The following is a 22942-nucleotide window of genomic DNA, read 5'->3' on the forward strand; positions in this document are numbered from 1 at the left end:
GCCGGCGATTATCGGCGACCCGGCCCGGCAACGCCACGGCAAATTCGCCCCGGCGCCCCTTCAGAAAAACCGGTTGCCCGGCCGCGACAAGCCCAGGTGCTCGCGCAAGGTAGTGCCTTCATATTCAGTACGGAACAGCCCACGCCGCTGCAGCTCCGGCACCACCTGCGCGGTAAACGCCTGCAGCCCGCCCGGCAACCACGGGAACATCACGTTGAAGCCGTCACAGCCGCGTGCCTCGAGCCACTGTTGCATCTCATCGGCGATGCTCTGCGCGGTGCCGACGAACGCCAGCCCGGCGTAGCCGCCCAGGCGCTGGGCCAGTTGGCGCACGGTCAGCCCTTCGCGCTCGGCCAGGGCCAGCACCCGCGCCTGGGACGATTTGCTCTGGTTGGTCTCGGCGATCTCCGGCAGGTAGCCGTCGGGGTCGAAGCGGCTGGCGTCTACCCCCAGGGCGATGCTCAGCGAGCCGATCGCGCTGTCGTAGTGCACCAGGCTGTCGAGCTCGGCACGGATGGCCCTGGCCTGCGCTAGGGTATCGCCCACCACCACGAACGCCCCGGGGAGGATCTTCAACTGTTCAGGGTCGCGCCCCACGGCCGGCATGCGGCCTTTTACATCGGCGTAAAAGCGCTGGCCCTCCTCCAGGCTGGCGGCGGCGGCGAACACCACTTCGGCGGTTTCCGCCGCCAGTTGGCGGCCCGGCTCGGAGGCCCCGGCCTGGACGATCACTGGCCAGCCCTGAGGTGGCCGGGCAATGTGCAGCGGGCCGCGCACCGACAAGTACTCGCCTTGGTGCGCCAGGGTGTGCAGGCGCTCGGGGTCGAAAAACACGCCGCTGCCGGCATCACGAACAAACGCGTCGTCCGCCCAACTGTCCCATAGCCCGGTGACCACCTCGTAGAACTCCCGGGCACGGGCGTAGCGTTGGCTGTGGTCGAGGTGCTGGTCGAGGCCGAAATTCAACGCGGCATCCGGGTTGGCAGTGGTGACGATGTTCCAACCGGCGCGGCCCTCGCTGAGGTGGTCGAGCGAGGCGAAGCGCCGGGCAACATGGAACGGCTCGTCGAAGCTGGTCGAGGCGGTGGCCACCAGGCCGATCCGCGAAGTGGCCTGGCTGAGCGCCGACAGCAGTGTGAACGGCTCGAACGAGGTGGCCGTGTGGCTGCGCTTGAGGGCTTCGCGCGGCATGTTCAACAGCGCCAGGTGGTCGGCCATGAAGAACGCGTCGAACTTGGCCGCCTCCAGGGTTTGCGCCAGGGCGCGGATGCGGCCGAAGTTGAAGTTGGCGTCTGGCCAGGCGCCGGGATAGCGCCAGGCACCGGTGTGAATACTGATCGGGCGCATGAACGCGCCGAGTTTGAGCTGCCGTTGGCTGGCCATTGAAGTGCCTCCCGTGCGGTTAGCCGCTGATCATCGGCCAGCCCTGCCCCCGGCGGCTAATAACTTGCGCTTATAGCTTATGCCGCCACGGCAGTAGGCCGGCAGCCGAAGGCCGACGCTGAATCCCCGTGAACAGGGTTCTGAAACCGGTTTCATAGAAACATATAAATTGTTACATTTGCCGGCAAGTGCTGGCCTGTTGCCCTGCCGGCGATGTGCACTGCCCATAACCAGATCGCCCCCGGTATCACCTAACCGCCCGCTTTGCCCCTTGAGGACCGCCCCATGTCAGACCAGGCACCCGGCCACCCGCGCCGGGATTTTCTTCGCAAAACCCTCACGTTGATCCCGGTGGTGACCGTCGCCAGCACCGGCCTGGCCCTGGGCACCTCGCCCCTGCAGGCCGCGCCGGAACGCCCGGTGCCGGCCACCCCGGCGCCCAGTGACTACCACCCGACGTTCTTCACCGCCGAAGAATGGGCCTTCGTGCAGGCCGCAGTGGCGCGGATCATCCCCGCCGACGAACTCGGCCCTGGCGCGCTGGAAGCCGGCGCCGCCGAATACATCGACCGGCAGATGAACACCCCCTACGCCAGCGGCGCCCAGTGGTACATGCAGGGCCCCTTCGTGACCGACGCCCCCGCCGAGATGGGCTACCAACTGCAGTTGAACCCGCAGCAGTTGTACCGCCTGGGCATCGCCGCGGTGGATGGCTGGTGCCAGGCCAACCTGAAAAAAAATTTCGCCGCACAAGACAGCGCTACCCGAGACCAGGTTCTCCGCAAGATCGAAGCAGGAGAGCTGCATTTCGAGCAAGTGCCGGCCAAGGCGTTTTTCAGTTTGCTGGTGCAGAACACCCGTGAAGGGTTCTTTTGCGACCCCATTCATGGCGGCAACAAGGGCCTGGTGGGCTGGACCCAGATCGGCTTCCCCGGCGCCCGCGCCGACTTCATGGACTGGGTAGAACGCAACGAACGCTACCCGTTGCCGGCTGTTTCCATTCGCGGCGAGAGGGCCTGAAGCATGGCGAACCCCTTGAACAAGGTCGACGCGGTGATCGTCGGCTTCGGCTGGGCCGGCGCGATCATGGCCAAAGAGCTGACCGAGGCTGGCTTGCAGGTGGTGGCGCTGGAGCGCGGGCCGATGCAAGACACCTACCCCGACGGCAGCTACCCGCAGGTAATCGACGAGCTCACCTACAGCGTGCGCAAAAAGCTGTTCGTGGACGTGTCGAAAGAAACCGTGACCATCCGCCATAGCGCCAATGACGTCGCCCTGCCCAACCGCCAGCTCGGCGCGTTCCTGCCCGGCAAGGGTGTCGGCGGCGCCGGCTTGCATTGGTCTGGCGTGCACTTCCGGGTAGACCCAGCCGAGCTGCGCCTGCGCAGCCACTACGAAGAACGCTACGGCAAGCGCTTCATCCCCGAAGGCATGACCATCCAGGACTTCGGCGTCAGCTACGAAGAGCTCGAGCCGCACTTCGACTTCGCCGAAAAGGTCTTCGGCACCTCCGGCCAGGCCTGGACGGTCAACGGCCAGGTAGTGGGCGCCGGCAAAGGCGGCAACCCCTACGCGCCAGACCGCTCCAACCCGTTCCCGCTGGTGTCGCAAAAAAACACCGTGTCGGCGCAACTGTTCCAGAAGGCAGCCAGCTCGCTGGGCTACAAGCCCTACAACCTGCCGTCGGCGAACACCTCCGGGCCCTACACCAACCCCTACGGCGCGCAGATGGGCCCGTGCAACTTCTGCGGCTTTTGCAGCGGCTACGTGTGCTACATGTACTCCAAGGCCTCGCCGAACGTGAACATCCTGCCGGCGCTGCGCCAAGTGCCGAACTTCGAGCTGCGCACCCAGGCCCATGTGTTGCGGGTCAACCTCGACAGCAGCAAAACCAAGGCCACCGGGGTGACCTACGTCGATGCCCAGGGCCGCGAAGTGGAGCAGCCGGCGGATTTGGTGATCCTCTCGGCGTTCCAGTTCAATAACGTGCGGTTGATGCTGCTGTCGGGCATTGGCAAACCCTACGACCCGATCAAGAACGAGGGCGTGGTGGGGCGCAACTTTGCCTACCAGAACATGGGCACGGTGAAGGCGTTCTTCGACGAGCACACCTACACCAACAACTTCATCGGCGCCGGCGGCAATGGCGTGGCCATCGATGACTTCAACGCCGACAACTTCGACCACGGCCCCCATGGCTTTGTCGGCGGCTCGCCGATGTGGGTGAACCAGGCCGGCAGCCGGCCGATCGCCGGCACCGCCAACCCGCCGGGCACCCCGGCCTGGGGCAGCGCCTGGAAGAAAACCACCGCCCAGTACTACACCCACCAAGTGTCGATGGATGCCCATGGCGCCCACCAGTCGTACCGCGCCAACTACCTCGACCTCGACCCCACCTACCGCGACGCCTGGGGCCAACCGCTGCTGCGGATGACCTTCGACTGGCAGGAAAACGACATCAAGATGAATCAGTTCATGGTCGCCAAGCTGAGCCAGGTGGCCCAGGCAATGAACCCGCAAAGCATCGCCGTGCTGGGCAAGAAAGTGCAGGAGCACTTCAATACCGCCAACTACCAGACCACCCACCTCAACGGCGGCGCGATCATGGGCACCGACCCCAACACCAGCGCGCTGAACCGCTACCTGCAGTGCTGGGACGTGCACAACGTGTTCGTGCCCGGGGCCTCGGCGTTCCCCCAGGGGCTGGGCTACAACCCCACCGGCCTGGTGGCCGCGCTGACCTACTGGGCGGCCAAGGCGATCCGCGAGCAGTACCTGAAAAACCCCGGCCCGCTGGTGCAGGCCTAAGGAGCGATGACCATGAAAACCGCGTTTATCGCCGCCCTGCTGTTCAGCGCCAGCCTACCCGCCGTGGCCGCCGGCGCCGACCCAGCGCTGATCCTCAAGGGCCAGTACGCCGCCCGCGCCGGAGACTGCGTGGCCTGCCACACCGCCAAGGGCGGCCAGCCGTTCGCCGGCGGGCTGCCGATGGAAACCCCGATCGGCACCCTTTATTCGACCAACATCACCCCAGATGCCTCCGGCATCGGCGGCTACAGCTTCGAGGACTTCGACAACGCCGTGCGCCATGGCATCCGCCGGGACGGCAGCACCCTCTACCCGGCCATGCCCTACCCTAGCTACGCGCGGGTCAGTGATGAAGACATGCACGCGCTGTATGCCTACTTCATGCAGGGCGTGGCGCCGGTGGCGCAGCCAAACAAGAGCAGTGACATTCCCTGGCCGCTGAGCCTGCGCTGGCCGCTGGCGATCTGGCGCAAGCTCTACGCACCGGATGTGGCCGCCTGGCAACCGGCGCCCGGCGCAGACCCTGTGGTCAGCCGCGGCGCCTACCTGGTCGAGGGCCTGGGCCACTGCGGCGCCTGCCACACGCCACGGGCGCTGACCCTGCAGGAAAAAGCGCTGGACCCTGCCGACGGTGAGCAATTCCTGGCCGGCAGCGCCCCGCTCGAGGGCTGGATCGCCAAGAGCCTGCGCGGCGACCACAAAGACGGCCTCGGCAGCTGGAGCGAGGCGCAACTGGTGCAGTTCATGAAGACCGGCCGCAACGAGCGCACCGCGGTGTTCGGCGGCATGAGCGATGTGGTCGAGCACAGCCTGCAGTACCTCAGCGACGCGGACCTCACGGCGATTGCCCGCTACCTGAAAACCCTGCCGCCGGTAGCCCCGCAGGCCACGCCCCAGGTGTACGACCCGCAGGTGGCCGATGCCTTGTGGAAGGGTGACGACCGCAAGCCCGGCGCCGCGCTGTACCTCGACAACTGCGCGGCTTGCCACCGCACCGACGGCCATGGCTATGCCGGCGCCTTCCCGGCGTTGGCTGGCAACCCGGTGTTGCAAGGCGCCGACGCCACCTCGCTGATCCACGTGGTCCTGGCCGGCGGCACGGTGCCCGCCACCCATACCGCGCCGTCGACCTTCAGCATGCCCGCCTTCGGCTGGCGCCTGAACGACCAGCAAGTGGCCGACGTGGTGAACTTCATCCGCAGCAGTTGGGGCAACGCGGCCGGCGCGGTGTCGGCGGCGGACGTGGCGAAACTGCGCAGCGATGACCTGAAACATACCTCGGGGGATGATGTGGGGCAGGTGACGTCGCACTAAAGGGTTGGATCAGCCGGTAGTTTTACCGAGCGCATGAGCTGACGGGCCCTTCGCCCGGCACAGCCGGAGTGCCGGACCACGGCCTCCCACCAGTTTTGTGTAAATACTTGATTTACAAGGCAACACAAAACCCGTGGGAGGCCGGCTGTGCCGGGCGAAGGGCCCTCCGGCCATACGCTCAGGCAAACCACCTGAAGCAATCAAAAACGCCCCCTGCCACTTAAAACCCACACCCTGACCGACAACACCGCCCCCATCAGCGCCAACGCAGCACTCTGCAGCCAAACATACCCCATGATTCCAAGCGTGGCGGGCGCGACACAATAGATAACCGGCACCAACAGCGTAAACAACATCAGGTTGACGATCAGTTGCGGCCTGAGAGTATCGTTCATCCCACGCAAGTGCCCCATCACCAGTGCCAAGAACCCACTGCTGGCTAAATACACCATGATCGCCGCCAGCAGGCCGGGTGAATAACTGAGTGTAACGCCACTCATCAGCGCCACCACTGGCTCACCCAACAGCACAGCGGCGGCTGCCAGCACCAGCATGAGCAGAAGAAAACAACCGATACCCTGCCCATAGGCAGTGCCGCGGCCCGCGGCGATCTTGCTCACATACACACTGTGGGCCTGGCTCAAGGCCAACGCGGGAATCAGCAACAGCCCCGCGATGTTCATAAAGGCCGCCAACTGCGCCACCAGGTCGATTGAAGCCTGCGCCAGGCGCTCATTCAAACAATAAAAGTACAGTTTTTGCCCTGCCAGGCCGAAAGAAACGGGCACGCCCAGGAAAAGAATCTGCTGTGCCCATTGCGCATCCAGCGCCGGCTTGAAGCGCAACCCACGCTGCCGGGCCAGGCGGATAAATGCCAGGAACGCCAGGCACTCAGAGAGAAAAAAATACCCCATCGCCATCAGCGCGAAATCGCGGCCTGAAAAAAACCACAGAGCAACCCACAGCAGGCCGCCACTGATGCCGGCCGCGCAGGTTCTGACGGTTGCACAACGTGAAGCGAAACCGGCCCCTTCGTGAAACAGCTGGAAGAACACGTTGGCGATGGTGAAGGGCACGCAGAGCACATAAAGCCATGCCATGTTCACCAAGTAAGGCAGATCAAAATGCCCCGCGCCGGGGAGCCGCCATAAGGTTTGCGCCAATGCCATGGCCGCCAGTGTGCCGACCAGCGCCAGTGCCGCGGCCAGCAGCAGGCCAGAACTGAAAACCTGCTGCGCGCCACGTTCCCCCTGGCCCTGCCCCGCGATAACGTTCCCGGTAGCGGATAAGCACATGGAGGTGAGTGCCGTTAGCACGGACAGCGATGCCAATGCGTACGCAAAAGTTGCAAGTTGCGCGCTTGAGGAGTGTGCAACCAGTGAGAACACCAGGGTAATGCCGAGCACGGGAACCAGCCGGCCGATAAACATTGGAAGTAGTACTTTTTTCATATGCAAAAAGTAGTGCATTGCGCCAAACCCCATACAAAACACCCTCGGCGCATTCAATGCCAGCTGATACAGCCTTTATGCTTTTCCATCAACTAACGAGGGGTCAACCCCTCCTAAAAAAATAGAACTTTCTCACCTAATTTCAGAAACCCCCTACATACACTACACGCGGGAAGTGGTAGCGGCGGCTGGCGCGCAGGGCAACAGCATCCCGGCTACGCCAAGCAAAGCCCCCTCAAACCCCGCACACATCCCGATGCATCATGTTGTATATTCCCCCCACTGATGCAGCCCCCCTTTCGGTGACACATGCCCTACCCCCTCGACACCATCAGCCACACCTACCTGGGCAGCAACGTCTACGCCCAATTGCGCAGCGCGCTGATCACCGGCGGGCTGAAGCCCGACGACCGCCTGCGGATTCGCGAACTGGCCAGCCAGTTGGGTACCAGCGTGACCCCCGTGCGCGACGCCATCCTGCAATTGGCCAAGGAAAAGGCCCTGGTGCTGAAAACCCCGAAAGACATCCGCGTGCCGGTGCTCGACAGCGCCGCCTACCTGGAAATCCGCACCCTGCGCCTGAACCTCGAAGGCCTGGGCGCCGAAACCGCCGCGCGCAGCGCCACCGCCGCCGACCTGGCGCGGATCGAGGCAAACATCGCGCAGAACCTCGAAGCCATCCAGCGCAACGACCTCACCGAGGCGCTGCGGCTGAACAGCGACTTCCACTTCCTGCTCGCCGAAACCGCGCGCATGCCGCTGCTGCGCGGCTACATCGACAGCCTGTGGATGCGCGCCGGGCCGTTGATCGCCCAGGCCTACGCGCATTTTTCGCTGACGATGGCCATCGAGCACCACGTCGAGGTGCTGCAGGCGCTGCGCAACCAGGACGCCGCCGCCGCGAAACATGCGATCCAGACCGACATCCTCGACGGCAACCAGAAAATGCTCGAATTCATTGCCGTGAGCCAGGAAGCCAGCGCCGGCTAGGCCAACGGCTATTGACAGCCGCCACCGCTAAAAACATGATGCATCAAACTTCAACCAAGTGAGGTGTGATCATGGGCGAGAAAAAAAAGCTGCTGCTGACCGGCGCCAGCCGCGGCATCGGCCACGCCACCGTCAAGCATTTCAACGCCGCCGGCTGGGAAGTGTTTACCGCCTCGCGGCATGACTGGGTCAGCGAATGCCCCTGGGCCGAGGGCCAGCTGAACCACATTCACCTTGACCTGCAAGACATCCAGAACGTCAGCGACAGCCTGGCGGCGATCAAAGACAAACTCGGTGGGCGCCTCGACGCGCTGGTGAACAACGCCGGGGTGTCGCCCAAGGGCCCGGAAGGCAGCCGCCTGGGGGTGATGGAAACCGACTACGCCACCTGGGTGCAGGTGTTCAACGTCAACCTGTTTTCCACCGCGCTGCTCGCCCAGGGGCTGTTCAGCGAACTGCAAGCCGCCAAGGGCAGCATCATCAACGTGACCTCCATCGCCGGCTCCAAGGTGCACCCCTTCGCCGGGGTCGCCTACTCCACCTCCAAGGCCGCGCTGTCGGCGCTGACCCGCGAGATGGCCTTCGACTTCGGCCGCCATGGCATCCGCGTCAACGCCATCGCCCCAGGCGAGATCGACACGGCGATCCTCTCGCCGGGCACCGCCGACATCGTCGAACGGCTGGTGCCGATGCACCGCCTGGGCAAGCCTGAGGAAGTCGCCTCGCTGGTGTACTTCCTCTGCACCCAGGGCGCCTCGTACGTGAACGGCGCGGAAATCCACGTGAACGGTGGCCAGCATGTGTAAGGCCGCCACCGCGCCCGCCGGCTGCGCCCAACTGATGACCACCGAAGCGCCGGTGGTCAGCCTCGAGCAGGCCCAGGCCGCCGCCCTCGCCACCTACGGCCTGGCTGGCAGCCTGAAGGTGCTGAACGGCGAGCGTGACGCTAACTTCTTGCTGCGCGGGCCCCAGGGCGCCTTTGTGATGAAGTTCATCAACCCGGCCGAAGCGCCGGAAGTTACCCGCTTTCAGACCGAAGCGCTGCTGCACATCGAACGCCACGGCCCGCACTTGCCAGTGCCGCGGGTGCTGCCCGCGCTGGAGGGGGCCTATGAGCCGGTGGTCCGCGTCGGCGGCCAGGCCTACACCCTGCGCACGGTGAGCTACCTCGACGGGATTTCACAGAACCTCGGCACCCCGAGCGTGGCGATGATGCAGCAACTGGGCAGCACCCTGGCCCAACTCAACCTGGCCCTGCGCGGCTTCGAACACCCCGCCGCGCAGCGCTACCTGTTGTGGGACGTGGGCCACGCCGAGCGCGTGAAACCGTACCTGGGGCACTTGGCCGCCGAGCAAAAGCCGTTGGTCAGCGCCCTGCTCGAGCGCTACGAGCATGAGGTCAAGCCGCGCCTGGCCACGCTGCGCGCGCAGGTGATCCACAACGACCTGAACCCGCACAACGTGGTGCTCGACCGCGCCACCGGCACCCATGTGGCGGCGATCATCGACTTCGGCGACGCCCTCCACGCGCCGCTGGTGAACGAGCTGGGCACCGCCCTGAGCTACCAGTTCGACGCCCACGCCGCTGACCCGCTGTGGCAGATCAAAGCCTTTGTCGGCGCCTACAACGCCCATGTACCGCTGCTGCCCGAGGAGTTGGCGGTACTCGGTGAGCTGATCGCCGTGCGCATGGCCATGGCCATCACCATTGCCCAGTGGCGCGCCAGCCTGTACCCGGACAACAGCGCCTACGTGCTGCGCAACCTCAACGCCAGCTGGAACAACCTGCGGCGCCTGGCGGCGCTGCCGGTCGGCGCCCTCACCCACAGCCTGATCGCCGCCTGCGCGCCGGAGGCCCCATGAATTCGCCGAGCACCACCGACCTCCTCGCCCGCCGCCAGCGCGCCCTCGGCGCCAGCTACCGGCTGTTCTACGACGAGCCCTTCGCCCCGGTGCGCGGCGAGGGCGTGTGGCTGTATGACCAACACGGCACGGCCTACCTCGACGCCTACAACAACGTGGCCTCGATCGGCCATTGCCACCCGGCCGTGGTGCAGGCCATCGCCGAGCAGAGCGCGCAACTGAACACCCACACCCGCTACCTGCACCCGGCGATCGTCGACTACGCCGAAGCCCTCCTCAGTGAATTCCCGCCCGAGCTGAACAACCTGGCGATGACCTGCACCGGCAGCGAAGCCAACGACCTCGCCCTGCGCATCGCCCAGTGCCACAGCGGCGGCACTGGCGTGCTGGTGACCCGCTGGGCGTACCACGGGGTCACCGGCGCGCTGGCGCAGTTGTCGCCGTCGCTGGCCACCGGCCTGCCTACCGCCGCCCACGTGCGCCTGGTGCAAGCCCCGGACAACTACCGCGGCAACCACTTCGTCGCCAGCGTCAAGGCGGCCCTCGACGACTTTCGTGCCCACGGCATCCAGCCGGCGGCGCTGCTGGCCGACAGTATTTTCTCCAGCGACGGGGTGTTCAGCCCGCTCGCCGGCGAACTGGCCGAGGCCGCGCGGCTGGTGCGCGCCGCCGGCGGGCTGTACATCGCCGACGAGGTGCAACCCGGCTTTGGCCGCACCGGCGCGCAGCGCTGGGGCTTTCAGTGCAGCGCGGTGGTGCCCGACCTGGTCACCCTCGGCAAGCCGATGGGCAACGGCCACCCGGTGGCCGGGGTGGTCGGCCGCGCGGCGCTGTTCGACGGCTTTGGCCGCCAGCAGCGTTACTTCAACACCTACGGCGGCAACCCGGTGTCGTGCAAGGCCGCCCATGCGGTGCTGCGGGTGCTGCGCGAAGAAAACCTCCAGGCCAATGCCTTGGCCGTGGGCGAGGTGCTGCGCCAGGGCCTGCTGGCCCTGGCCCGGCGCTACCCGGTGATCGCCGACGTGCGCGGCCAGGGCTTGTTCATTGGCGTGGAGCTGGTGCAGAGCCCGCAAACCCGCGCCCCGGCCACGGCCCTGGCGGCGGCGGTGGTCAACGGCCTGCGCCAGCGCCAGGTGCTGATCAGCGCCACCGGCCCGGCTGGCAACGTGCTGAAAATCCGCCCACCGCTGGTGTTCAGCGCCACCCACGCGGCGCTGCTGCTCGAGCGCCTGGAGGCCACCCTCGCCGCCCTGCACTGAAAGCGCCGCTGGCCAGCGCCGCCGGCACAGCACTGGTGCACGCCAGCGCCGCCGGCCACGGTAAACAGCAGCGAAACGGGGGTGGCACAATTCCTGCTGTAAACATGATGCATCATGTTTAATTGCGAGGTTTGAGATGACACGTAGCAGCGCCAACGCCTTTGTCAGCTTCCGCGGCGTAGAGAAAAGTTACGATGGTTTCAAAACCGTGGTGAAGCGGCTCGACCTCGACGTGGCCCAGGGCGAGTTCCTCACCCTGCTCGGCCCGTCTGGTTCCGGCAAAACCACCAGCCTGATGATGCTCGCCGGCTTCGAAAGCCCGACCCAAGGCCAGATTTTCCTCGACGGCAAGGCCATCGAAAGCGTGCCGGCGCACCAGCGCGGGATCGGCATGGTGTTCCAGAACTACGCGCTGTTCCCGCACATGACCGTAGCCCAGAACATGGCCTTCCCGCTGGAGGTGCGCGGCTTCAAGCGGGTCGACATCCAGCACAAGGTGCGCCAGGCGCTGGAGATGGTGCGCCTGGGCGAACTCGCCAAGCGCTACCCCGCGCAGTTGTCTGGCGGCCAGCAGCAACGCATTGCCCTGGCCCGTGCGCTGGTGTTCGAACCCAAGCTGGTGCTGATGGACGAACCGCTCGGCGCGCTGGACAAACACCTGCGCGAACAGATGCAGCTGGAGATCCGCCGGCTGCACCGCGAGCTGGCCCTGACCGTGGTGTTCGTCACCCACGACCAGCAGGAGGCCCTGACCCTCAGCGACCGGGTGGCGATCTTCAACGATGGCGTGATCCAGCAGATCGACACCCCGCAAGCGCTCTACGAACGCCCGGCCAATACCTTCGTCGCGACCTTCATGGGTGACACCAACGTGTTGCCCGGGGTACTCGGCAGCCTCGCCGGTGAGCGCTGCGAGGTGCGCCTGGACGCCGGCGCGCAGCTGTTCGCCCGCGGCGCGCCGGGGCTGGTCAGCGGCCAGCGCACCACGCTGTCGATCCGCTCGGAGCGGGTCAGCCTCGACGGCGGCGCCCACTACGACAGCCGCCTGCCCGGGCGCATCGAAGAATGCATCTACCTGGGCGACCACGTGCGCGTGCGCCTAGCGGTGGCCGGCAACCCTGAATTCACCGTGAAAGTCCCGATCGCGCAGAGGCAAGCGGCCTGGCGCGAAGGCCATCAGTTAGCGGTGTGCTGGCACAGCCAGGACGCCTCGGCGCTCAGCGCCCAGCCGGTTTGACCCTGAACACCCTTATCGCCCTTATCGCCCACAGGAAACACGCCATGCTCAAGCACGTTGCTGCACTGACTGTACTGGCCGCCCTCTTCGGCCAAGCCCAGGCCGCCGAACCCCTGACCGTGATCTCGTTCGGCGGCGCCGCCAAGGTGGCGCAAGACAAAGCCTACTACCAGCCCTTCAATGCCACCGGCAAAGGCACGGTGCAGGCCGGTGAATACAACGGCGAAATGTCGAAGATCCGCGCCATGGTCGAAACCGGCCAGGTGAGCTGGGACGTGGTCGAGGTCGAAAGCCCAGACCTGGTGCGCGGCTGCGCCGAGGGGCTGTTCGAGCCGCTCGACTGGAGCAAGATCGGTGACCAGAGCAAGTTCGTGAAAAGCGCGGTGACCGACTGCGGCGTGGGCATGTACGTGTGGAGCACGGTACTCACCTACGACAGCAGCAAGCTGAAAACCGCGCCCACCGGCTGGGGCTCGTTCTGGGACACCAAAACCTTCCCCGGCAAGCGCGGGCTGCGCAAAAGCGCTAAGTTCACCCTCGAGGTGGCCCTGCTCGCCGACGGCGTGAAGCCGGCAGACGTGTACACCGTGCTGGCCACCCCGGAAGGCGTCGACCGCGCGTTCAAGAAGCTCGACCAGATCAAGGGCGACATCCAGTGGTGGGAAGCCGGCGCCCAGCCGCTGCAATGGCTGGTGGCCGGTGACGTGGTGATGACCACCGCCTACAACGGCCGGGTGACCACCGCGGTCAACGAAGGCCATGCCTTCAACATCGTCTGGAACCAAAGCCTCTACGACCTCGACAGTTGGGCCATCGTCAAGGGCTCGCCGCACAAGGCCCTGGGCGAACAGTTTATTGCCTTCGCCAGCACCGCCGAGGCGCAGAAGGTGTTCGCCGAAGCGATCCCCTACAGCCCGACCAACAACGACGCGCTGCCGCTGATCGACGCCAAGACCCGTGAGCACCTGCCCTCGGCGCCGGCCAACTTCGAGCACGCGATCCCGGTGAACACGCAATTCTGGATCGACCACGGCGAAGAGCTTGAGCAGCGCTTCAACGCCTGGGCCGCGCGCTGAGCCCATGCCCCGCCGCCTCAAGGAGCACGCCATGCCTGATGCCCTGACCCTGGCGCCCACCGCGGCCGCCCCACCCCCACGCAGCCTGGCGGCCCGGCTGCGCGCCAGCCGCCGGGCCTTCACCGGCCGCTCGTTGCTGCTGGTGTTGCCATTGTTGCTGCTGTTGCTGGTGGGGTTCATCACCCCGATCGGCGCCCTGCTGGGCAAAAGCGTGGAAAACCCCGAGGTGGCCAACGCCTTGCCGAAAACCCTGGCCCTGCTGGGCCAGTGGGAGGGTACCGAGGTGCCCGGCGAGGCGGTGTTCAGCGCCTTTGCCGACGACCTGCGCGAGGCCCGCGGCAACGGCCAGCTGTTCGCCCTGAACCGCCGCCTGGGCTATGAAAGCAACAGCTTGCGCAGCATTCCCACGGCGGTGCTCAGCCGCCTGCCGGCACGCGGCGAGCCGCTGCGCGAGCACCTGCTCAGCGGCGTGCCGGCGCTGGCCGAGGTGGCCACCTGGGCGACCCTCAAGCGCCTCGGCACGCCCTACACCAGCCTGTACTGGCTGCAGGCGTTCGACTTGAAGCAAGACGCCGGCGGCATCCACTACGTGGGGCCAGGCAAGGCGCTGTACCTCGACGTGCTGGCGCGCTCGCTGGCGATCGCCGCCAGCGTCACCCTGCTTTGCGTGCTGCTCGGCTACCCACTGGCCTACTGGCTGTCGCGGCAACCGCCGCGGCGCGCCAACCTGTTGCTGATCATGGTGCTGCTGCCGTTCTGGACGTCGTTGATCGTGCGCACCGCCAGTTGGATCGTGCTGTTGCAATCAGGCGGGTTGATCAACGATTCACTGATTGCCCTGGGCATTCTCGCCAAGCCGCTGGCGCTGGTGTTCAACCGCACCGGGGTGCTGATCTCGATGACGCACATTCTGCTGCCGTTTCTGATCCTGCCGCTGTACGCGGTGATGAAGGGCATCGACCCACGCTACGAACACGCGGCGATCTCCCTGGGCGCCCACCCGCTCACGGCGTTTCGCCGGGTGTACCTGCCGCAAACCTATGCCGGCATCACCGCCGGCGCGCTGCTGGTGTTCATCATGGCCATCGGGTACTACATCACCCCAGCGCTGCTGGGCGGTCCGGGCGACCAGATGATCAGCTACTTCGTGGCCTACTACACCAACACCGTGATCAACTGGGGCATGGCCACCGCGCTGGGCAGCCAGTTGCTGGTGATCGTGCTGTTGCTGTACTGGGTGTACGCCAAAGTGGCGCGCCCGGCCACCGAGAGGACCACCCCATGAGGCACGTCGCCCCCCGAGAGATGCGCCTGCTGCGCCCGCTGCTGAGCGGCTACAGCCTGGCGATGTTGCTGTTTTTGATCGTGCCGGTGCTGGTGATCATCCCGCTGTCGTTCAACGAAGGCTCGTTTCTCAGCTACCCGCTCAGCGGCCTGTCGTTGCGCTGGTACCGCGAGTTCTTTGCCTCGGGCGACTGGATGCAAGCGCTGGGCAACAGCTTGAAGATCGCCCCGGCCGCCACCCTGCTCGCCACCGCGCTGGGCACCCTGGCGGCGGTGGGCTTGTCGCGGGGGGCGTTTCGCGGCAAGGCGCTGGTGATGGCGGTGTTGATTTCACCGATGGTCGCGCCGGTGGTGATCGTCGCCGTGGGGCTGTACTTTTTCTTCGCCAAATGGGGCTTGCTGAACACCTACGCCGGGCTGGTGCTGGCCCACGCGGTGCTGGGCGCGCCGTTCGTGGTGGTCACGGTGAATGCCACCCTGGAGGGCTACAACCGCAACCTCAGCCGCGCCGCCGCCAGCCTGGGCGCCTCGCCCTGGTACGGCTTTCGCCGGGTCACCCTGCCGTTGATCGCCCCGGGGGTGCTCAGCGGCGCGCTGCTGGCGTTCGCCACCTCGTTCGACGAAGTGGTGGTCACGCTGTTCCTCGCCAGCCCCGCGCAGCGTACGCTGCCCATGCAGATGTTCGCCGGCATCAAGGAAAACCTGAACCCCACCATCGCCGCGGCCGCGACGATGATGGTCCTGAGCGCGCTGTTGCTGCTGCTGACCATGGAAGCGCTGCGCCGGCGCGCCGAGCGCATTCGCGGCGGCTACTGAACACGAGGTGAACGATGCAACCCTTTACCCCTGAAGAGTGGGCCCTGCGCTGTGAACTGGCGGCGTTGTACCGGCTGGTCGCGCACTTTCGCATGACCGACCTGATCGACACCCACATCAGCCTGCGCGTGCCCGGCCCGGTGCCGCGCTTTTTGATCAACCGCTACGGCGTGCTGTTCGACCACATGAAGGCCAGCGACCTGGTGCTGATCGACCACCACGGCGAGGTGGTCGACCCGCGCGGCGAGGTGCACGAGGTCAACGCCGCTGGGTTCACCATCCACTCGGCGCTGCACATGGCCCGGCACGACCTCAACTGCGTGATCCACACCCACACCGCCGCCGGCATGGCGGTGGCCGCGCAGGAGCACGGGCTGTTGCCGATCAGCCAGCACGCGTTGAAGTTCTACGGCAAGCTGGCCTATCACCGCTACGAAGGGGTGGCGCTGGACCTGAGCGAGCGCGAGCGGCTGGTCGCCGACCTCGGCCCGCACCGGGCGATGATCCTCTGCAACCACGGCCTGCTGGCCGGCGGGCGCAACGTTGCCGAGGCGTTCCATGAGATTCACTTTCTCGAGCGCGCCTGCCAGGCGCAGGTGCAGGCCCTGGCGGGCGGCAGCAAACTGATCTACCCCTCGGAGGCGGTGTGCCGGCTCACCGCCAGCCAATTCACCGACGACGACAAGGGCCTGCGCGAGATGCAACTGGCGTGGAACGCGGCGCTGCGGCTGATCGAGGGGCAGCGTGGGGATTATTGTTCCTGAGCCAGGCGTGGCGGCCCTTCGCCCGGCACAGCCGGCCTCCCACGGGTTCTGTGTTACCACGTAAATCAAGTACTTACACAAATCTGGTGGGAGGCCGTGGTCCGGCACTCCGGCTGTGCCGGGCGAAGGGCCCTCGAATCAGGCCTCCAACGCCCGCACCCGCTCACGCCGGCCTTGCGCCTTCGGCTCCACCGTGGGCTGCAGCACGAAGTCAAAGTCGATCTCGGCAAAGCGCCCCGCTACGCCGTGCGCCTTGGCTTGGGCAGCGTCTTCGCTGAAGCGGATCTCGGCGATCAGCTCGTCGCGGGTGGCGTAGGCGAAGTCATCGTGCAGGTACTGGTCGCCGGCCAGGTTGATCTGCGTGGTCAGGTGGCGGTGGTCCGCCGCCGAGATGAAAAAGTGCACGTGCGCCGGGCGTTGGCCGTGGCGGCCGAGCTGGTCGAGCAACTGCTGGGTCGGCCCGTCCGGTGGGCAGCCGTAGCCCGACGGTACGATGCTCTGGAAGCGATAACGGCCTTCGGCGTCGGTGACGATGCGCCGGCGCAGGTTGAATTCCGACTGGCTGGGGTCGAAGTACGAATAGGTGCCACCGGTGTTGGCGTGCCACACATCCACCACCGCGCCGGCCAACGGCTGGCCGGCCACGTCACGCACCACCCCCTGCATGAACAACGGCGTGCCCGGGTCGCGGCCGTCGTCGAGCCGCGCCTGGCCCTCGCACAGCGGCGCGCCGGCCACGTACAGCGGGCCTTCGATGGTCCGCGGGGTGCCGCCGAGCTGGCCGTGGGCGGCGTCTTCGGCGTCCAGGCGCAGGTCGAGGTAATGCTCCAGGCCCAGGCCGGCCACCACCAGCCCGGCTTCCTGGCGCGCGCCCAGTTGGTTCAGGTAGTGCACCGCGGCCCAGAACTCCTCGGTGCTGATGTCGAGGTCTTCGATGACCTTGATGGTGTCGGTCAGCACCCGGTGCACGATGGCCTTCATGCGCGGGTTGCCGCCGGGCTGTTCGAAGCCGCTGGCGGTTTCGAAGAACTTCTGCACAGCGGCGGTGTGGGCAATGCGTACGGTCATGGCGGTGTTCCTCATCTTGTTCTTGTGTGCGGGAAAAACTTAGCGGTCGTCGGCGTGGATCGAAGACGGGTGGCGGCACAGCGCGGCCACTTCGATCTCCATGTACGGGTACAGCGGCAAGCGCATCAGGGTGTCGTGCAGGGCCTGGGCATCGGCCACGTCGAACACGCTGACGTTGGCGTACAGCCCGGCGATGCGCCAGAGGTGGCGCCAGGTGCCGTCGCGTTGCAGGCTCTGCGCCAGTTCCTTTTCATCGGCCTTGAGCCGCGCCGCCTGTTCGGCGGGCATGCTCGGCGGCAGTTTTACGGTCATGCGCACGTGGAACAGCATAAAGGTGCCCTCGGGTCGGGTTAAGGGTCAGCGCCGGGCGAAGCGCGCCAGGCGTTGTTCGTCGAGTTCGATGCCCAGCCCGGGCGCGGTCGGCACCATCAGCTGGAAGTCGCGGTACTGCGGCGGCTCAACGAGGATGTCTTCGGTCAGCAACAGCGGGCCGAACAGCTCGGTGTGCCATTCCAGGCGGTCGAGGGTGGCGAAGGCATGGGCGCTGGCCAGGGTGCCGATGCTGCCTTCGAGCATGGTCCCTCCGTACAGGCCGATGCCCGCCGCTTCGGCGATCGCCGCCGCGCGCAACACCGCCTTGGGCCCGCCGGTCTTGGCGATCTTCAGCGCGAAGATCGGCGCCGCGCCCAGTTGCGCCAGGGCAAAGGCATCGGCCACCGACTCGATGGCCTCGTCGGCCATCAGCGGGATCGGGCTGTGCGCATTCAACCGGGCCATGCCGTGGCGGTCATGCCGCGGCAGCGGTTGTTCGATCAGCTCTACCCCGGCGTCGGCCAGTTGCCGGCAGGCGCTGATCGCCACCGCTTCGCTCCAGGCCTGGTTGACGTCGACCCGCACACTGGCGCGCGCGCCCAGGGCCTGCTTGATCGCCGCCACGTGGGCGATGTCCAGCGCCGGCGCGCGGCTGCCGATCTTCAACTTGAAGTGGCGGTGGCGGCGCAGGTCGAGCATGCGCTCGGCCTCTTCGATGTCGCGGCCGGTGTCGCCGCTGGCCAGCGTCCAGGCACATTCCACGCCGTCGCGCACGCGGCCGCCGAGCAGTTCGGCCAGCGGCAGGCCGAGGCGCTTGCCCTGGGCGTCGAGCAAGGCGGTTTCCACCGCGCTGCGGGCAAAGGTATTGCCGCGCACCGAGCGGTCGATGCGCTGCATCAGCGCGTTGAGGTTGCTGGCGTCCTGGCCCAGCAGCAGCGGCGCGAACCAGGTGTCGAGGTTGGTCTTGATGCTTTCCGGGCTTTCCCCGGCGTAGCTCAGGCCACCGATGGTGGTGGCCTCGCCCAGGCCGACGATACCGTCGCTGCAGTGCAGCTTGAGGATCACCAGCGTTTGCCCGTGCATCGTGTGCATGGCGAGCTTGTGCGGGCGAATGGTCGGCAGGTCGACGATCAACGTCTCCAGCCGTTCGAGGGTGGCGCGGGCCATGGGCGGTTTCCCGTGTTGTGCTGTTGTATGAGCGAAGATTGACCGCCCGGCGCGGCGCAGTCCAATATGGATTAAGTCTGGAACCATACCCTGGAGGTATTGTGGAACTGCGGCACCTGCGTTACTTCCGGGTACTGGCGCGCACCCTGAACTTCACCCGCGCCGCGGAGCTGCTGCACATCGCCCAGCCGCCGCTGAGCCGGCAAATCCAGCAACTGGAGGCCGAGCTGGGGGTAGCGCTGCTGGAACGCGGCCGGCCGCTGAAGCTCACCGAGGCCGGGCGTTTTTTCAACGAGCACGCCTCGCAGCTGCTCGAACAGCTCGACCGGTTGTGCACCGATACCCGGCGCATGGGGCAAGGCAGCAAGCGCTGGCTAGGCATCGGCTTCGCGCCGTCGACGATGTACGGCGCCCTGCCGGATTTGATCCGCCGCCTGCGCAGCCCCGGCGATGTAGAAATCGGCCTGCTCGAGCTGATCACCCTGCAGCAGCTCGACGCCTTGAAAAGCGGGCGCATCGACATCGGCTTTGGGCGCATCCTGTTCGACGACCCGGCCATCCACCAATTCGTGCTGCGCGAAGACCCGCTGGTCGCCGCGCTGCCCAGCGGCCACCCGCTGCTGGCCGGCCCGGTCAGCCTCGCGCAACTGGCGGTTGAGCCGTTCGTGCTTTACCCCGGCACGCCCCGGCCCAGCTACGCCGACCACGTGCTCAAGCTGTTTGCCGCGCAGGGCCTGAGCATCCATGTGGCGCAACTGGCCAACGAGCTGCAAACGGCGATGGGGCTGGTGGCGGCGGGCATCGGCGTGACCCTGGTACCGGCCTCGGTGCAGCGGCTGCACCGCGATGACATCGGCTACAGCGCCCTGCTCGATGCCAGCGCTACCTCGCCGATCGTGGTCAGTTACCGCGCCGGCGATCAGAGCGGGTTGTTGCGCGAGGTGTTGGCGGGGCTGGGGCACGCTTAGCGGCCCTTCGCCCGGCGTGATCGGGAGGCGCCTGGGCCTCAGGGAAATTCCGCATCGCCCTGCGGGCCTTCGCGTTCGGCGATCAGTTTGTCCATGCCGGCACGCAAGGCGCCCTGTAGGTCTGCCAGGGTCATCTTGCGGCCGCAACCTTCACACTGGCGGCCGATGAACCCTTCAAGCGAGGGTGGGGCCGCAGGGACCGCGCCGCGAATCACCATGGGCCTGGCCTTGCAGCCAGGGCAGGCGATGTCGAGTACTGTTTTGATTTCGTCGCTCATGGGTGCAATGTCCATCTCGGGGCGGGGTATTGATACGACAATGCCCGCAGTCAATCGGCGCGGTTCACTGCCCAATGGCATAATCACCTCAACCCATTGCCTTGGAGGCCCCCATGCTGCGCTGGTTCGAACGCCGGCTAGACCCCTTCCCGCCCGACGAACTGCCCCCGCCCCCAGCCGGGCTGGGGCGTTTCCTCTGGGCCTGCACCCGCGGCGCGCGCGGGCCGATCGTGGCCTTTGCGCTGCTCAGCGCCAGCGTGTCAATCTACGAGGCCTGGCTGTTCGCCTTTCTTGGCCAGGTGGTCGACCTGCTCTCGGCGTGGAAGGCCGGCAGCGCCGGCGCCGCCGAGGAGCGCACGGTGCTGTGGGGCATCGCCCTGGTGCTGGTGGGCAGCGTGGTGCTGGTGGCGGCGCGGACGATGGTCCAGCACCAGATCCTCGCGATCAACCTGCCGCTGCGCCTGCGCTGGGACTTCCACCGGTTGATGCTGCGGCAAAGCTTGTCGTTCTTCTCCGATGAGTTCTCCGGGCGGGTGACCACCAAGGTGATGCAAACCGCCCTGGCGGTGCGCGAGGTGCTGTTCACCGCGGTGGAGATCGTGCCGGGCATCGGCGTGTACTTCGTGGCGATCATCGCCCTGGCCGGCGGCTTCGCGTTCAAGCTGATGCTGCCGTTTCTGGGCTGGATCGTGCTGTTCGGGCTGGCCATGGCCTACTTCGTGCCGCGCCTGGGCAAGGTCGGCCAGGAGCAGGCCCACGCGCGTTCGTCGATGACTGGGCGGATTTCCGATGCCTACACCAACATCACCACGGTGAAGCTGTTTTCCCACGGCAAGCGCGAGGCCCACTTCGCCCGCGCGGCGATGGAAGACTTCAAGCACACCGGCTTCAAGCAGATGCGCCTGGTCAGCCAGTTCGAGATCGTCAACCAGGCGCTGGTGGCCGGGTTGATCTTCGCCGCCGGCGGCTATTCGCTGTGGCTGTGGCACCACGACCTGGTGGGCGCGGGCGCGGTGGCGGCAATCACCGCCATGGCCCTGCGGATCAACGGCATGTCGCACTGGATCATGTGGCAGATGACCAGCCTGTTCGAGAACATCGGCACCGTGCAAGACGGCCTGGTCACCCTCACCCGCGGGCCCAAGGTACAAGACGCCCCCGGCGCCGGTGAGCTGGTGACCACCCAGGGCGCGGTGAGCTTCGACAATGTGAGCTTCAACTACAACGGCGAGCGCCAGGTGCTCGACGGCCTGACGCTGAACATCCGCGCCGGTGAAAAAATCGGCCTGGTCGGCCGCTCCGGGGCAGGCAAGTCGACCTTGATCAACCTGCTGCTGCGCTTCTATGACGTTGACAGCGGCGTTATCCGCATCGACGGCCAGAACATCGCCGAGGTCACCCAGGACAGCCTGCGCGGCGCCATCGGCATGGTCACCCAAGACACTTCCCTGCTGCACCGCTCGATCCGCGACAACATCGCCTACGGCCGCCCCGACGCCACCGACGAACAACTGCGCAGCGCCGCCGCCAACGCCCAGGCCGACGGTTTTATCGCGCAACTGAGCGACCGCCAGGGCCACAGCGGCTACGACACGCTGGTGGGCGAGCGCGGCATCAAGCTCTCCGGCGGCCAGCGCCAACGCATCGCCATCGCCCGGGTGATGCTGAAGAACGCCCCGATCCTGCTGCTCGACGAAGCCACCAGCGCACTGGATTCCGAAGCCGAACTGGCGATCCAGGAAAGCCTCGACCGGATGATGCAAGGCAAAACGGTGATCGCCATCGCCCACCGGTTGTCTACCGTGGCGGCCATGGACCGGCTGATCGTGATGGACCAGGGGCGGATCATCGAGCAAGGCAGCCACGCCGAGCTGCTGGCGCGCAACGGTACTTATGCGCGTTTGTGGCAGCACCAGAGTGGCGGGTTTCTGGGTGAGGATCAGGGGGTGATGGAGGCGGTGGATTGAGGGGCCCCTTCGCTCGGCGCGGCCGGGATGTTGTTCACTTAAGCCATTTCACGGCTTTATGGAAGGGATTAATCTGTAAGCTCTGCTGATTTTGTGCATGAGCTTCAGGGCCCTTCGCCCGGCACAGCCGGCCTCCCACGGGTTATATATTTACATGTAAATCAATTACTTAAAAAACATGGTGGGAGGCCGGCTGTGCCGGGCGAAGGGCCGGCAAACCCATGCCCCCCCTCACCACTCCACAATCGCCCACCCCGCCTGCCGGGCATGCTCGCGCAGCACCGCGTCGGGGTTGACCGCCACGGGCCGGGGCACGGCCTTGAGCAGCGGCAGGTCATTGCGTGAATCTGAATAGAAACTGGCGCCGGCCAGGGTTTCGCCTTCGGCTTCCAGCCAGTTGGCCAGGCGCAGCACCTTGCCTTCGCGGTAGGTGAGCACGCCGACGGTGCGGCCGGTGTAGCGCCCGCCCTCGACCTCCAGGTCGATCGCCAGCGCGGCCTCGATGCCCAGGCGCGCGGCGATGGGCTTGACCAGGAACGCCGCCGAGGCGGAAATCACCAGCAAGCGCTCGCCCTGCTCGCGGTGGGCCTGCACGGTGCGGCGTGCCTCGGCGTAGAACAGCGGCTCGATCACCGCGCCGATGTACAGCTCCACCTGGGCGGCCACCTCTTCCACGGTACGCCCGGCCAGCGGCGCCAGGCTGAAGGCCATGTAGTCTTCCATGGCCAGCTTGCCTTCACTGTAAAGGGCCATCAATTGCTGGTCGCGCTGTAAAAAATCACCCCCGTCCACCCAGCCGATGCGTGCCATGTAGGCACTCCAGAGGCTGGCGCAATCGCCGTGGATAAGGGTTTCGTCGAGGTCGAACAAGGCCAAGGCCATTACCAGGCTCCCATGATAGAAAAAAGGCTGCCCGAGCGCGGGCAGCCGCTACAGG

General features: G+C 66.3%; 21 protein-coding genes. 14 read left to right on the top strand and 7 right to left on the bottom strand.

Annotated elements, in window-relative coordinates; all coding sequences use genetic code 11:
* Nucleotides 1-60: 60 nt before the first annotated feature.
* Nucleotides 61-1383, bottom strand: a complete 1323-nt coding sequence (locus ACFZCE_RS17770; RefSeq protein ID WP_390941345.1) for an NtaA/DmoA family FMN-dependent monooxygenase — start codon at nt 1381-1383, stop codon at nt 61-63.
* A 285-nt stretch (nt 1384-1668) separates the two neighbouring features.
* On the opposite strand from ACFZCE_RS17770, the gene ACFZCE_RS17775 reads away from it, so the two are divergent.
* Genes ACFZCE_RS17775 through ACFZCE_RS17785 form a run of 3 tightly spaced genes read left to right on the top strand, consistent with a single transcriptional unit; the run spans nt 1669 to nt 5505 of the window.
* Nucleotides 1669-2403, top strand: a complete 735-nt coding sequence (locus ACFZCE_RS17775; RefSeq protein ID WP_390941346.1) for a gluconate 2-dehydrogenase subunit 3 family protein — start codon at nt 1669-1671, stop codon at nt 2401-2403.
* 3 nt (nt 2404-2406) lie between these two features.
* Nucleotides 2407-4191, top strand: a complete 1785-nt coding sequence (locus ACFZCE_RS17780; protein ID WP_390941348.1) for a GMC oxidoreductase — start codon at nt 2407-2409, stop codon at nt 4189-4191.
* A gap of 12 nt (nt 4192-4203) precedes the next feature.
* Nucleotides 4204-5505, top strand: coding sequence for a c-type cytochrome (locus tag ACFZCE_RS17785; protein ID WP_390941350.1), 1302 nt, complete (start codon nt 4204-4206; stop codon nt 5503-5505).
* A 200-nt stretch (nt 5506-5705) separates the two neighbouring features.
* Here the strand turns inward: ACFZCE_RS17785 and ACFZCE_RS17790 are convergent, their stop codons facing one another.
* Nucleotides 5706-6974: a hypothetical protein gene (locus ACFZCE_RS17790; RefSeq protein ID WP_390941351.1), complete on the bottom strand. Its 1269-nt coding sequence runs from the start codon at nt 6972-6974 to the stop codon at nt 5706-5708.
* Nucleotides 6975-7265: 291 nt separating this feature from the next.
* Between ACFZCE_RS17790 and ACFZCE_RS17795 the strand changes: the two genes are divergently transcribed.
* The 9 genes from ACFZCE_RS17795 to ACFZCE_RS17835 all read left to right on the top strand — a co-directional run bounded on the left by ACFZCE_RS17795 (nt 7266) and on the right by ACFZCE_RS17835 (nt 16245).
* On the top strand, nt 7266-7946 hold the full coding sequence (locus ACFZCE_RS17795; RefSeq protein WP_390941352.1) for an FCD domain-containing protein: 681 nt from the start codon (nt 7266-7268) through the stop codon (nt 7944-7946).
* 71 nt (nt 7947-8017) lie between these two features.
* A complete protein-coding gene (locus ACFZCE_RS17800; RefSeq protein ID WP_390941354.1) occupies nt 8018-8752 on the top strand; it encodes an SDR family oxidoreductase in 735 nt (244 codons plus the stop codon).
* The gene (locus tag ACFZCE_RS17805; protein WP_390941356.1) at nt 8745-9809 is read left to right on the top strand and encodes a phosphotransferase; all 1065 of its coding nucleotides are present in this window, start codon (nt 8745-8747) and stop codon (nt 9807-9809) included. Before ACFZCE_RS17800 ends, ACFZCE_RS17805 begins: the two co-directional genes overlap by 8 nt.
* Entirely contained in the window at nt 9806-11068 is a 1263-nt protein-coding gene (locus tag ACFZCE_RS17810; protein WP_390941357.1) for an aminotransferase class III-fold pyridoxal phosphate-dependent enzyme, read from the top strand. Before ACFZCE_RS17805 ends, ACFZCE_RS17810 begins: the two co-directional genes overlap by 4 nt.
* Nucleotides 11069-11204: 136 nt before the next feature.
* The gene (locus tag ACFZCE_RS17815) at nt 11205-12305 is read left to right on the top strand and encodes a polyamine ABC transporter ATP-binding protein (RefSeq protein ID WP_390941358.1); all 1101 of its coding nucleotides are present in this window, start codon (nt 11205-11207) and stop codon (nt 12303-12305) included.
* A 44-nt stretch (nt 12306-12349) separates the two neighbouring features.
* On the top strand, nt 12350-13381 hold the full coding sequence (locus ACFZCE_RS17820; RefSeq protein WP_390941359.1) for an extracellular solute-binding protein: 1032 nt from the start codon (nt 12350-12352) through the stop codon (nt 13379-13381).
* 31 nt (nt 13382-13412) lie between these two features.
* The gene (locus tag ACFZCE_RS17825; RefSeq protein WP_390941360.1) at nt 13413-14666 is read left to right on the top strand and encodes an ABC transporter permease subunit; all 1254 of its coding nucleotides are present in this window, start codon (nt 13413-13415) and stop codon (nt 14664-14666) included.
* A 20-nt stretch (nt 14667-14686) separates the two neighbouring features.
* Nucleotides 14687-15481: an ABC transporter permease subunit gene (locus ACFZCE_RS17830; protein ID WP_390941517.1), complete on the top strand. Its 795-nt coding sequence runs from the start codon at nt 14687-14689 to the stop codon at nt 15479-15481.
* Nucleotides 15482-15495: 14 nt separating this feature from the next.
* Nucleotides 15496-16245 (top strand): class II aldolase/adducin family protein, encoded by a 750-nt coding sequence (locus tag ACFZCE_RS17835; RefSeq protein ID WP_390941362.1) that lies wholly within the window; start codon nt 15496-15498, stop codon nt 16243-16245.
* A gap of 138 nt (nt 16246-16383) precedes the next feature.
* Here the strand turns inward: ACFZCE_RS17835 and catA are convergent, their stop codons facing one another.
* Genes catA through ACFZCE_RS17850 form a run of 3 tightly spaced genes read right to left on the bottom strand, consistent with a single transcriptional unit; the run spans nt 16384 to nt 18792 of the window.
* Complete coding sequence (gene catA, locus ACFZCE_RS17840) at nt 16384-17313, bottom strand: catechol 1,2-dioxygenase (protein WP_390941364.1); 930 nt, start codon at nt 17311-17313, stop codon at nt 16384-16386.
* A 39-nt stretch (nt 17314-17352) separates the two neighbouring features.
* Nucleotides 17353-17643: a muconolactone Delta-isomerase gene (catC, locus tag ACFZCE_RS17845; protein WP_390941366.1), complete on the bottom strand. Its 291-nt coding sequence runs from the start codon at nt 17641-17643 to the stop codon at nt 17353-17355.
* A 27-nt stretch (nt 17644-17670) separates the two neighbouring features.
* Complete coding sequence (locus ACFZCE_RS17850; RefSeq protein ID WP_390941368.1) at nt 17671-18792, bottom strand: muconate/chloromuconate family cycloisomerase; 1122 nt, start codon at nt 18790-18792, stop codon at nt 17671-17673.
* A 101-nt stretch (nt 18793-18893) separates the two neighbouring features.
* On the opposite strand from ACFZCE_RS17850, the gene ACFZCE_RS17855 reads away from it, so the two are divergent.
* The gene (locus tag ACFZCE_RS17855; RefSeq protein ID WP_390941369.1) at nt 18894-19760 is read left to right on the top strand and encodes a LysR substrate-binding domain-containing protein; all 867 of its coding nucleotides are present in this window, start codon (nt 18894-18896) and stop codon (nt 19758-19760) included.
* 38 nt (nt 19761-19798) lie between these two features.
* Here ACFZCE_RS17855 and ACFZCE_RS17860 read toward each other — a convergent pair whose 3' ends face one another.
* Nucleotides 19799-20038 (bottom strand): hypothetical protein, encoded by a 240-nt coding sequence (locus ACFZCE_RS17860; protein WP_390941371.1) that lies wholly within the window; start codon nt 20036-20038, stop codon nt 19799-19801.
* A 113-nt stretch (nt 20039-20151) separates the two neighbouring features.
* Here ACFZCE_RS17860 and ACFZCE_RS17865 point away from each other — a divergent pair, with 113 nt between their 5' ends.
* Nucleotides 20152-22005: an ATP-binding cassette domain-containing protein gene (locus ACFZCE_RS17865; RefSeq protein ID WP_390941373.1), complete on the top strand. Its 1854-nt coding sequence runs from the start codon at nt 20152-20154 to the stop codon at nt 22003-22005.
* Nucleotides 22006-22236: 231 nt separating this feature from the next.
* Here ACFZCE_RS17865 and ACFZCE_RS17870 read toward each other — a convergent pair whose 3' ends face one another.
* Nucleotides 22237-22887: an HAD-IB family hydrolase gene (locus ACFZCE_RS17870; RefSeq protein WP_390941375.1), complete on the bottom strand. Its 651-nt coding sequence runs from the start codon at nt 22885-22887 to the stop codon at nt 22237-22239.
* Between the last annotated feature and the right edge of the window lie 55 nt (nt 22888-22942).

The organism is Pseudomonas sp. NPDC007930, from assembly GCF_042958985.1.
In the GTDB taxonomy this organism is placed as follows: Bacteria; Pseudomonadota; Gammaproteobacteria; order Pseudomonadales; family Pseudomonadaceae; genus Aquipseudomonas.